The sequence below is a fragment of the Pseudomonas sp. MD195_PC81_125 genome (genome assembly GCF_014060985.1).
Taxonomy (GTDB): Bacteria; Pseudomonadota; Gammaproteobacteria; order Pseudomonadales; family Pseudomonadaceae; genus Aquipseudomonas; species Aquipseudomonas parakoreensis.
Map to the genome: position 1 here is coordinate 1 of NZ_JABULD010000065.1, position 12,215 is coordinate 12,215.

At 61.1% G+C, this 12,215-nt stretch carries 5 protein-coding genes and 4 pseudogenes; 7 read left to right on the forward strand and 2 right to left on the reverse strand.

What is annotated here, in order from left to right; translation table 11 throughout:
- The first annotated feature begins 525 nt into the window (after nucleotides 1-525).
- From HT737_RS03185 to HT737_RS03205, 5 genes and pseudogenes are all read left to right on the forward strand, one after another.
- Nucleotides 526-776 (forward strand): annotated as a pseudogene (locus HT737_RS03185) (hypothetical protein).
- 175 nt (nucleotides 777-951) lie between these two features.
- Nucleotides 952-2,316 carry a DNA recombination protein RmuC gene (gene rmuC / locus HT737_RS03190; protein ID WP_179294988.1) on the forward strand — a complete coding sequence of 455 codons (1,365 nt, stop codon included), beginning with the start codon at nucleotides 952-954 and terminating at the stop codon, nucleotides 2,314-2,316.
- 248 nt (nucleotides 2,317-2,564) lie between these two features.
- On the forward strand, nucleotides 2,565-3,956 hold the full coding sequence (locus HT737_RS03195) for a GntP family permease (RefSeq protein WP_182401407.1): 1,392 nt from the start codon (nucleotides 2,565-2,567) through the stop codon (nucleotides 3,954-3,956).
- A gap of 7 nt (nucleotides 3,957-3,963) precedes the next feature.
- Nucleotides 3,964-4,728: pseudogene (locus tag HT737_RS03200) on the forward strand (3-hydroxybutyrate dehydrogenase); the annotation flags it as partial.
- Nucleotides 4,729-4,905: 177 nt separating this feature from the next.
- A pseudogene (locus HT737_RS03205) lies at nucleotides 4,906-6,862 on the forward strand (acetoacetate--CoA ligase).
- A 110-nt stretch (nucleotides 6,863-6,972) separates the two neighbouring features.
- Here the strand turns inward: HT737_RS03205 and HT737_RS03210 are convergent.
- Nucleotides 6,973-8,085 (reverse strand): PilT/PilU family type 4a pilus ATPase, encoded by a 1,113-nt coding sequence (locus HT737_RS03210; protein WP_182401411.1) that lies wholly within the window; start codon nucleotides 8,083-8,085, stop codon nucleotides 6,973-6,975.
- A 133-nt stretch (nucleotides 8,086-8,218) separates the two neighbouring features.
- Between HT737_RS03210 and HT737_RS03215 the strand changes: the two are divergent.
- Both HT737_RS03215 and HT737_RS03220 read left to right on the forward strand, forming a co-directional pair.
- Nucleotides 8,219-10,769, forward strand: a pseudogene (locus tag HT737_RS03215) (PAS domain-containing protein).
- Nucleotides 10,770-10,808: 39 nt separating this feature from the next.
- Nucleotides 10,809-11,084: a peptidylprolyl isomerase gene (locus tag HT737_RS03220; RefSeq protein ID WP_003225447.1), complete on the forward strand. Its 276-nt coding sequence runs from the start codon at nucleotides 10,809-10,811 to the stop codon at nucleotides 11,082-11,084.
- Nucleotides 11,085-11,199: 115 nt separating this feature from the next.
- On the opposite strand, the gene HT737_RS03225 is transcribed toward HT737_RS03220, so the two are convergent.
- Nucleotides 11,200-12,114, reverse strand: coding sequence for a sugar kinase (locus tag HT737_RS03225; RefSeq protein ID WP_306287153.1), 915 nt, complete (start codon nucleotides 12,112-12,114; stop codon nucleotides 11,200-11,202).
- Nucleotides 12,115-12,215: the final 101 nt, after the last annotated feature.

Below are 12,215 nucleotides of genomic sequence, written 5' to 3' on the forward strand. Positions count from 1 at the left end.
GGAGCGAGCCTGCTAGCGAAGAAGCCGTCCGTCGCCACAAAAAGCGTGCAGTCATGCCCATCGCCAACCCGCTTATCCACTGCTCAGGGTGCAAAACGACCCGAAAAAGCGCATCGATATAACCGGGTAACAGGTACTTGTGCACATTAGTTGCGCAGACGGTAACCTCACTGTCATATCAATCCTGACCCCGATGGCTGCCTGCATCAAAAGTTTAAGTCAATGAAAAATATCGTCTTTTTTTGTTGGTGAAAAAATCGTCAGTTTGACTGCGAGCCCCATTCCACAAGGCTTTGCGCGAGTTCGGAAGCGGTTGTCCACTGAGTTATCCACAGCTTCTGTGGATTGTCCCTAGCGCTTGCTCTAGCACGGGCGTGCCGGGTTTTTTTCGACTTTACCTGTACGAAAAAGAGAGTAGAGTGGCGCGCCTTCCGATCTGTCCCACAGTGTTTTATGAAGTTTCGCTCAGTATCAGACTCTGTTACCTCCGAACACCCTCGTGTTACCTCTCCCAAGCGATTTTCCGTGCGTGTGGCCGAATGGCTGCTCGACAGCCCGCGGCTGGGCGATAGCGTAATGCCAAGCATCTGGCGGGGCGCCTGCTCAAGCAACCGGCACGCGAAGGCGTAGTCGCGGCGCAAAGTCGCCTCGGCCAATTGATGTGCCGCGAGTGTGGCAATGCCCGGGATCGGCGCATCGGCCAGGATCTGCTGCGCCAGGCCGCTCGCGCCGGCGACCGTCGTGCACAACGGGAACTCGGTCTGCTCGAAGACTGAGCTGTCCAATACCCCACGCCTTGGTTAACCTTCAGGCTTTATCGGATCGGCAGGAGTGGCTATGGCTATGGACTTGACCAGCGTGTTGCTCGGTCTGGCGGGCGCGGGATTGCCGCTGCTGGCGCTGGCCTGGCAACTGCAGCGGCGGGCCAGCGACCGGCAAGCCGAGGTCGCCTTGCTCGAAGAGCGCCTGGCCATGGCGCAACTGGCGCAGGACGGGCTTAACGCGCAGTTGGAAGCCAGCCGCGATGAAATCGTCGACCTCGGCCAGGCCAATGCCGCCAGGCAGGCGGAGTTGGCGGCTCTGCGCCGCGAAGTCGAGTTGCTGCAGATCGAACGCGATGACGCCCGTGACGCGTCCCACGCCTGGAACATCGAGCGCGCCAACAAAGAGGCCGAATTGCGCCGCCTCGACGCCCAGGCCGCTTCGCTGAACGCCGAACTGCGCGAGCAACAGGAAAGCCATCAACAACGCCTCAACGACCTGCAAGGCTCGCGCGATGAGTTGCGCGCGCAGTTCGCCGAGCTGGCGGGGAAGATCTTCGATGAGCGTGAACAGCGCTTTGCCGAGACCAGTCAACAGCGCCTCGGCCAGTTGCTCGATCCACTGAAAGAGCGCATCCAGTCCTTCGAAAAACGCGTGGAAGAGAGCTATCAGGCCGAAGCCCGCGAGCGCTTCTCGCTGGCCAAAGAGCTGGAGCGTCTGCAGCAATTGAACCTGCGTCTGAGTGACGAAGCGACCAACCTGACCCGCGCTCTCAAAGGCCAGAAAACCCAAGGCAATTGGGGTGAGTTGATTCTTGAACGGGTGCTGGAGCACGCCGGTCTGGAGAAGGGGCGCGAGTACCAGACCCAGGTCAACCTCAAGGGGCCGGACGGCGAGCGCTTCCAGCCGGACGTGATCATTTACCTGCCGGGCGACAAACAGGTGGTGGTCGACTCCAAGGTCAGCCTCACGGCGTATCAGCAGTATGTCGCCGCTGAAGACGACACCCTCGGCCAGGTCGCGATCAAGCAGCACGTGCTGTCGCTGCGCAGTCACGTCAAAGGCCTGGCCGGAAAGGATTACAAGCGTCTGGAAGGCCTGCACAGCCTCGATTTCGTGTTGCTGTTCGTGCCGATCGAAGCGGCATTTTCCGCCGCTTTGCAAGCCGAGCCGACGTTGTTCCAGGAGGCATTCGACCGCAACATCGTGATCGTCAGTCCGACCACGTTGCTGGCGACGTTACGGGTGATCGACAGCCTGTGGAAGCAGGAGCGGCAGAGCCAGAACGCCCGGGAAATCGCCGAGCGTGCCGGCTGGCTGTACGACAAATTCGTGCTGTTCATTCAGGATCTGGACGAGGTCGGCAATCGTCTGCAACAGCTGGACAAGGCTTACAGCTCGGCGCGCAACAAACTCACGGAAGGGCGCGGTAACCTGGTCAGCCGCAGTGAGCAGCTCAAACTGCTCGGTGCGCGGGCCAGCAAGAGTCTGCCGGCGGACTTGCTGGAACGGGCGATGACCGATGTCGACGGGCTGGTCGAACTGCCAGAGTAAAGAGCAAAAGATCGCAGCCTGCGGCAGCTCCTACAGGATGATAYGMAAATCCCATGTAGGAGCTGCCGAAGGCTGCGATCTTTTCGCCTCAAAAAAAGTCTCACTATCGAGACATTGCTTCGAATAGCTGATCGAAAAACTCTATAAAAACCTTATATTTCAACAAGTTGAATATCTGGCACAGATCTCGCTAACGCCTCTCCTGCACCCGCAACACCCACAAAAATAACAATCCCTGGAGACACTCCATGAGTGTGATCATTGCCTTGGCAGCCCTTGCGCTGCTGATGCTCGCCGCCTACCGTGGCTACAGCGTCATTCTCTTCGCCCCGATTGCCGCCCTCGGCGCTGTCCTGCTGACCGACCCCTCCGCCGTCGCCCCTGCCTTCACCGGGGTGTTCATGGAGAAAATGGTCGGCTTCATCAAGCTGTACTTCCCGGTGTTTCTGCTTGGCGCCGTGTTCGGCAAGTTGATCGAGTTGTCGGGGTTCTCCCGTTCGATCGTGGCCGCAGCGATTCGCTTGCTCGGCACCCGTCAGGCGATGCTGGTGATCGTGCTGGTCTGCGCCCTGCTCACCTATGGCGGCGTGTCGTTGTTCGTGGTGGTATTCGCGGTGTATCCGTTTGCCGCGGAAATGTTCCGCCAGAGCAACATCCCCAAGCGCCTGATCCCGGCGACCATCGCCCTCGGCGCGTTCTCGTTCACCATGGACGCCCTGCCCGGTACGCCGCAGATTCAGAACATCATCCCCAGCACGTTCTTCAACACCACCGCATGGGCCGCGCCGTGGCTGGGCGTGATCGGCACGATTTTCGTGTTCTGCGTCGGCATGCTGTTCTTGCAGCGCCAACGCAACAAGGCCCAGCGGGCTGGTGAGGGCTATGGCACCGAACTGCGTAACGAACCGGAAACCGCCGAAGACCTGAAACTGCCGAACCCATGGATCGCCCTCTCACCGCTGCTGGCGGTGGGCATCATGAACCTGCTGTTCACCCAGTGGATTCCGCAGTGGTACGGCAAGACCCACAGCCTCGCGCTGCCCGGCATGGCCACGCCGGTAACCACGGAAATCGCCAAGCTCACCGCAATCTGGGCGGTGCAGGCGGCATTGCTGATCGGCATCCTGATGGTGCTGGTGTTCGGCTTCAAGGCGATCCGCAGTAAACTCGCCGAAGGCAGCAAAAGTGCGGTCAGCGGCGCATTGCTGGCGGCGATGAACACCGCCTCGGAATACGGTTTCGGTGCGGTAATCGCCTCGTTGCCGGGGTTCCTGGTGCTGGCCGACTGGCTCAAGCAAATCCCCAATCCGCTGGTCAACGAAGCGATTACCGTGACCTTGTTGGCGGGTATCACCGGTTCGGCGTCGGGCGGCATGAGCATTGCGCTGGCGGCGATGTCCGAGCAGTTCATCACCGCGGCGCACGCGGCGAACATTCCGCTGGAAGTGCTGCACCGCGTGGCCGCGATGTCCAGCGGCGGCATGGACACCCTGCCGCACAACGGCGCGGTGATCACCTTGCTGGCAGTCACTGGCCTGACCCACCGCGAAGCCTATAAAGACATTTTCTGTATTACGCTGATCAAGACCCTGGCGGTCTTCGTAGTGATCGGTACTTTCTACGCCACTGGCATTGTGTGAGGTATTCATGACGACTCTTTCGGGCAAGACCGCACTGGTTACCGGTTCTACCAGCGGCATCGGTCTGGGCATCGCCCTGAGCCTGGCCAAGGCCGGCGCCAACCTGATTCTCAACGGTTTCGGTGATGCCTCGAGCGTGATCGCCGAGGTCGGCCAGTTCGGCGGCAAGGTCGGTCACCACCCGGCGGATGTCAGCGATCCGGCGCAGATTGCCGACATGATCGCTTACGCCGAACGCAAATTCGGCGGCGTCGACATTCTGGTCAACAACGCCGGGATTCAGCATGTGGCGGCCGTGGAGGAGTTTCCGGTGGAGCGCTGGGATTCAATCATCGCGATCAACCTGTCCTCGGTGTTTCACAGCACCCGCCTGAGTCTGCCGGGCATGCGCGCCAAGGGTTGGGGGCGGATCGTCAACATTGCCTCGGTACACGGCCAGGTGGGTTCGACCGGTAAGGCTGCGTATGTGGCGGCCAAGCATGGGGTAATCGGTTTGACCAAAGTGGTCGGGTTGGAAACGGCCACCAGCAATGTGACCTGCAACGCGATCTGCCCGGGCTGGGTGTTGACGCCGCTGGTGCAGAAACAGATCGATGATCGCGCCGCCAAAGGCGTTGATCCGCAGCAGGCGCAGCATGATTTGCTGGCGGAAAAACAGCCGTCGCTGGAATTCGTCACACCGCAGCATCTGGGGGAACTGGTGTTGTTTCTGTGCAGTGAGGCTGGCAGTCAGGTGCGGGGGGCGGCGTGGAATATTGATGGGGGGCTGGTTGGCGCAGTAAACAGCGCAAGCCCCCTGTGGCGAGGGAGCTTGCTCCCGCTGGGTGGCGAAGCCGCCCGCGGCAATTTACGACTGCTGCGCAGCCGATCGGGAGCAAGCTCCCTCGCCACAGAATTACGTGCTGCACGCTGACCTGTGTGCTGGAACAACAAAACAAGAGGCAAACCAATGTCCGACCTCCTCTGGCAACCCGATGCCGAGCGTATCGCCCAATCGCGCATGGATCAGTTCCGCCGCGATATCAATCAGCGTCATGGCTTGGCGCTGAGCAGCTACACCGATCTGCACCGCTGGAGCGTGGATCAGCGCGAAGCGTTCTGGCAGGCGATCGTCGATTTCTTCGATATCCGCTTTCACACCCAACCCGACGCCGTCCTGCGCGAAGGCGCGAAAATGCCCAGTGCCGAATGGTTCCCCGGCGCGACCCTGAACTTTGCCGAACACTTGCTGCGCCGTCGTGACGATGCGGTCGCGGTGATCGCCGTGGCGGAAAACGGTCAGCGCGAACAACTGACCTGGGCCGAACTCGCCGAGCACGTCGCCGGTTTTCAGGCCAGCCTGCAAGCCGCCGGTGTCAGCCTCGGCGACCGGGTGGCCGCGTGCATGCCCAATACCTGGCAGACCCTGGTGGCGATGCTCGCGACCACCAGCCTCGGGGGCGATCTGGTCGTGCTCGTCGCCGGACTTCGGCACCCACGGCGTGATCGACCGCTTCGGCCAGATCGAACCCAAAGTGTTGATCACTTGCGCCGGCTACCGTTACGCCGGCAAAGACATTGATCAAACCACCAAGGTCAACGAAATCCTCGCGCAACTGCCATCGCTGCAGCAGTTGATCATCGTGCCCTACGCTCGCGCGCAGGCCCGTGCCGAGGATTTCCACACCCGTGCCAACGTGACGTTGTGGAACGACTTCTACCAACCCGGCGGCGAACCGCGGTTTGTCCCGGTGCCGTTCAATCACCCGCTGTACGTGCTGTATTCCAGCGGCACCACCGGCGTACCGAAATGCATCGTGCACAGCACCGGCGGCGTGCTGTTGCAGCATGCCAAGGAGCATGGCCTGCACGTCGATCTCGGCCCCGGTGACCGATTGTTCTACTACACCACTTGCGGCTGGATGATGTGGAACTGGCTGGTCTCGGCTCTCGCGGTCGGCAGCGCGGTGGTGTTGTATGACGGCTCGCCGTTTCACCCCGGCCACGAGCGACTGCTGGATTTGATCGACGACGAGCGCATCAGCGTGTTCGGCACCAGCCCCAAGTTTCTCGCGACACTGGAAAGCAGTGGTTTGAAGCCTGTGCAAAGCCATGATCTGAGTAGCCTGAAGACCTTGCTCTGCACGGGCTCCGCGCTGTCGCCGCAGAGCTATGACTTCGTCTACCGCGACTTCAAGCGCGACGTGTGCCTGGCGTCGATGTCCGGCGGCACCGATGTGGTCTCGTGCTTCGTCAACGGCAACCCGCTGTCGCCCGTGCGCCGCGGCGAAATCATGGGCAAGAGCCTGGGCATGGCGGTTGAAGTGTGGAACGACGCCGGCGTTGCAGTGGTCGGCGAAAAAGGTGAACTGGTCTGCACCAGGCACTTCCCGGCCATGCCCGTCGGTCTGTGGCACGACCCTGACGGCGAAAAGCTGCGCAAATCCTATTTCAGCCTGTTCCCCGGCGTCTGGGCCCAAGGCGATTACGCCGAACAATTGCCCCACGGCGGGATGCTGATCCACGGTCGCTCCGACGCCGTGCTCAACCCCGGCGGCGTGCGCATCGGTACGGCGGAAATTTATCGTCAGGTCGAGAAAGTCCCGCAGGTGCTGGACAGCGTGGCGATCGGGCAGCAATGGCAGGACGATGTGCGCGTGGTGCTGTTTGTGCGTGTGCAGGAGGGCGTGACGCTCGATGACAACCTGCAACTACAGATCCGCCAAGTGATCCGCGCCAATACCACACCGCGTCATGTGCCGGCGAAGATCGTCGCGGTGACCGATATTCCGCGCACCATCAGTGGCAAAGTGGTCGAACTTGCGGTGCGCAATGTGGTGCATGGCGAACCGGTGAAGAACACTGATGCGCTGGCCAATCCTGAAGCGCTGGAGCAGTTTCGCAATCGCCCGGAGCTGTCGGACTAAACGTTCCTCCTGTGGGAGCGAGCTTGCTCGCGAATGCCACCCGGCAGTCGATAGTAATGTGACTGATACACCGCTTTCGCGAGCAAGCTCGTTCCCACAGGGGTGAGGTGTTAATCCATCAAACCCCAATCGCCTGATGATGAAGGCGCGGGCGCCGGGCCCGCTTCGGCATGCAGTTTCAAACGCAGGCGCAGATTGTTTTGTGAATCGGCATGCTTGAGCGCTTCGTCCTCATTGATCACGCCCTCCACCACCAGCGCATACAGCGCCGCGTCGAAGGTCTGCATGCCGACCTCGCCGGACTTCTCCATGATGCCTTTGAGTTCGCCCAATTCGTTGCGGCGGATCAGGTCGGCAATGGTCGGCGTGCCGAGCATCACTTCGACCGCTGCGCGGCGCTGACCGTCCAACGTGCGCACCAGCCGTTGCGAGACGAACGCCTTGAGATTGTTGCCCAGCGCATGCAGCAACTGCGGGCGGCGTTCTTCGGGGAACAGATTGACGATACGGTCCAGCGCCTGATTGGCGTTGTGCGCATGCAGCGTCGACAGCACCAGGTGCCCGGTATCGGCGAACGTCAGCGCATGTTCCATGGTTTCGCGGTCACGGATTTCACCGATCAGCACCACGTCCGGGGCCTGGCGCAGGGTGTTTTTCAGCGCCGCATGGAAACTGCGGGTATCGACGCCGACTTCGCGTTGATTGATGATCGAGCGCTTGTGTCGATGGATATACTCCACCGGGTCTTCAATGGTGATGATGTGCCCGCTGCTGTGGCGATTGCGATGGTCGATCAGTGCGGCCAGCGAGGTCGACTTGCCGGAGTCGGTGGCGCCAACGAACAGGATCAGCCCTTGTTTGAGCATCACTGTATCCAGCAGCACCGGCGGCAGTTTGAGGTCTTCGAAGCGCGGGATATCGAGTTTGACGTTGCGGATCACGATTGACACATCGTTGCGTTGCTTGAAGATGTTCAGGCGAAAACGTCCGACACCGGTGCGGGAAATCGCCAGGTTCATTTCCAGTTCCCGATCGAACTCACGCCGCTGCTCGGCGTCCATCAGGGAGTTGGCGATGGCCTCGACCTCACCGGGTTTGAATGGCTGCTCGCTGAACGGCGTCAGCACGCCATCGATACGCGCACTGGGTGGCGCTCCCGTGGACAGAAACAGATCCGAGCCGTGCTGGCTCGACAGACGGAGCAACAGTGCATCGATTTCCATGGCAATAAGCACCCGCGAAGCATTCAATGAACAGAAATGACCCGCTGTCGTGACGTAACGGGTCATACAGCGTCTACCGCAAGTGCAAGAATAGTAGATGCCAACGCACTGACCGACGCTCAGGATAGATGTGATGAACGCAGCACCCACCCCCGATGACGCTCAAGCCCTGATCGCCCGTATCGACTGGGCCCGCACTCCGCTGGGCGCCGCCGGCACTTGGCCGCAAAGCCTGCGCACCGCGGTGGATATAGTGATTCACTCGCCGATGCCAATGCTGCTGTTGTGGGGGGCCGCAGCTCACGCAGATCTACAACAATGGCTTCGCGATGCTCGCCGGCAGCAAGCATCCGCACGCTTTCGGACAGCCGGCGCACCTGATATGGCCAGAACTTCAGGACTTTACCGACCCGATTTATCGAGCCGTCCTACAAGGCCAGGTGCGCACCTACAGCGAACGGCGATTTACCCTGCAACGCGAAGGAAAGGAGTCCGACTTCTGGCTGGACCTGACTTACAGCCCCATCCGCGATGAAGATGCGCAAGTGGCCGGAATTCTGGTCACGGCCATCGAAACCAATGAGCGCCGGCGTATCGCCCTTGAACTGCAACGTCGTTCCGAAGAAAGCCTCAAGGCCCAGCGCGACACCGAGGAACGCCTGCAACTGGCGCTGGCCGCTACCGATGCCGTCGGCACCTGGGACTGGGACATCGGTGAAGACCGCTTCATCGCCGATGCCCATTTCGCCCAACTGCACGGCATTGATCCGGCGCTGGCCAGTCAACTGCCGATCAGCGATTACCTGCAAGGGGTGCACCCCGAAGACCGCGCGTTGATCGCCCGCAGCATCAAGCATTGCATTACCCACGGTACCGAATACGCCGAGGAATACAGGCTGCTCAAAGCCGACGGCGAACTGCGCTGGGTGTTTGCCCGTGGCCGCTGTTACAAGGACCACCACGGGCGACCCGTGCGTTTCCTCGGCGCCGCGCTGGACCTGACCGAGCGCAAACACACCGAGCAGGCGCTGCGTCAGAGCCAGACCGAATTGCAGCTGATCATCAACGCGATGCCGATCCTCATCAGTTACGTCGACCACGAAGAGCGCTTCCGCTTGAACAACGCCGCGTATCTGGACTGGTACGGCCTCACGCCTCAGGAATTGTATGGCCGCACCATTCGCGAAGTGATCGGCGAAGAAGCCTATTTCCTGCGCGCGCCGTACATCGCCGAGGCGCTGGCCGGGCGTCCCTGCTCGTTCAGCCTGTACACCCCGCACCGTGACGGCAGCAGCCGTCATGCGCTGATGAATTACCTGCCGCGCCACGGCGCCGATGGCTCAGTCAACGGTTTCTATATTTTCGTGATCGACGAGAGTGAACGGAAAAAGACCGAAGAAGCACTGCGCAACCTCAATGAAACCCTTGAGGAACGGGTCAGCGCCCGTACCGAACAACTGGCCCAGGCCAATCAGCGCCTGCAGAACGAGATGTTTGAACGCGAGCGCGCCGAAGACGCGTTGCGCCATGCACAGAAAATGGAAGCGGTCGGCCAGCTCACCGGTGGTATCGCCCACGACTTCAACAACATGCTCACCGGGATCATCGGCAGCCTCGACCTGATGCAGCGTTACATCGCCGACGGCCGCGCCGAGGAAATCGGCCGTTTCACCGAAGCGGCGGTGTCGTCGGCCAACCGTGCAGCCGCCCTGACCCATCGCCTGCTGGCGTTCTCCCGTCGGCAATCGCTGGATCGCAAGACCCTCAACGTCAACGAACTGATTCATTCGCTGGAAGATTTGATTCGCCGCACCAAGGGTGACCCGATCGAACTCACGCTGCGCCTGGCCGACGATGTGTGGCCGATCAGCACCGACGTCAGCCAACTGGAAAACGCCCTGCTCAACCTGGTGATCAATGCCCGCGACGCCATGCCCGACGGCGGCGAACTGCTGATCGAAACCGCCAACGTCTACCTCGACGGCAACGACATCACCACCCTCGAACCGGTCAAGGCCGGCGACTACCTGATGCTGGCGGTCAGCGACAACGGCACCGGCATGACGCCATCAGTGCGCGCCAAGGCCTTCGATCCGTTCTTCACCACCAAACCGATTGGTCAGGGTACGGGTCTCGGGCTGTCGATGATTTATGGCTTCGCCCAGCAATCGGGTGGCCATGTCAGCCTCGACAGTTTGCCGAATCAGGGCACCTGTGTGCGCCTGTACTTGCCGCGCCTGAACCTGCTGGAGCCCGAACGGCCAGTCGTGGAAACCCTCAGTGCAGCGCCGACGGCCACTTGCGGGGAAACCGTGGTCGTGGTCGAAGATGACCCGGCGGTGCGCATGCTGGTGCTCGACCTGCTCAAGGAGCTGGGTTACCTCGCCCACGAAGCTGCCGATGCCAGCGCCGCCCTGCCGCTGCTGGAATCGGAGTTGCGTGTGGACTTGCTGGTGACCGACGTTGGTCTGCCGGGGATGAACGGCCGGCAACTGGCGGAAATCGCCCGCCAGCATCGTCCGGGACTGAAGGTGCTGTTCATGACCGGTTATGCGCAGAAAGCCGCGGAGCGTCAGGGCTTTCTCGAGGACGGCATGGACATGGTGGCCAAGCCGTTTTCGATTGAAGTGCTGGCGAACAAGATCCGCGAGATGATCAACCAAACGCCGTCACTTGAGGCATAATCCCGCGCCCCGCCGTCACCCCGTTACAGGTATCGCACGATGAAAGCCCAAGCCCGCCACATTCTGGTGAAAACCGCCGAAGAGGCCGAACAGCTCAAACAACGCATTGCCAAGGGCGAAGCGTTTGATGTGCTGGCGAAGAAATACTCGACCTGCCCGTCCGGCAAGCGCGGCGGCGATCTGGGTGAAGTGCGGCCGGGCCAGATGGTCGGCGCGATTGATGCGGTGATTTTCAAGAAACCGCTGCGCACAGTGCACGGACCGATCAAGAGCAAGTTTGGCTATCACCTGGTGCAGGTGTTTTTCCGCGATTGAGTGCTTGGCCTCAGGGCCTCTTCGCGAGCAAGCTCGCTCCCACAGTTTGGAATGCGTACCCTGTGGGAGCGGGCTTGCCCGCGAACCGATTGCGCAGCAATCGGCCATTCGCCGATTATCTGGGGATCAGGGCTCCCGGCACCTGAATCACCCTACTCGCCAGCCAATGCCCAGCCTGCGCCGCTTCCACCGGACTGCCACCCAGCAAACGCCTGGCTAGATACGCCGCACTGAACGAATCCCCCGCCGCCGTGGTATCCACCACCTTTTCGACCTTCTGCGCCGGCACTTCGAACGCCTCGCCATCACAACGAATCAGGCACGCCTCGGCGCCACGTTTGAGCACCACTTCCGGCGTGCCGATCTGCGCGTACGCCTCAAACACCGTGTCGCAATCGGCAAAATGGAACAGTGCCTGCTCGTCATCGACGGTCAGCAATGCCAGATCGACATGCGGCAACACACTGCGATAGGCCGCCCGCGCCTCTTCCTGTGACGCCCACAAACGTGGCCGATAGTTGTTATCGAAGACGATCCGCGCATCGCGCTGCCGGGCTTCGATGAGGGTCTGGATCAAACGCTCACGGCCCTTGGCGCCAAGCACAGCGAGGGTGATGCCGCTGAAATACAGCACGTCGTAATCCGGCAGCGCTGCAAGAATCGGCTCCGCCGCCGGAGTGGTAAAGCAATCGCGCACCGCCGCCTCATTGCGCCAGTAGAGGAAACGTCGCTCGCCGTTGGCGTCGGTCTGAATGCAGTACAGGCCCGGCAAACGACCGGGCAGACGCTGCACCATGTCGAGGCTTATGCCTTCATCGGCCCAGCTTTGGCACATGGCGTCGCTGAAGCTGTCATCGCCCAGCGCAGTGACGTAATCGACCTGAGCCTTGTCGCCCAGGGCGCGGGACAGATACACCGCCGTGTTCAAGGTATCGCCGCCGAAGCTTTGCTGCAGGCTGCCGTCGGCGCGGTGCTGGAGTTCGATCATGCATTCGCCGATCAGGGCGATGCGCGGGGTGTTCGGGCCCAAGGGGCTGAGGGTGGGTCATCGGGTGGCGTCTCTGCTGATTCGGTGGTGTTTGATCTGGCCTCTTCGCTGGCAAGCCAGCTCCCACACAATCTTCACAACTC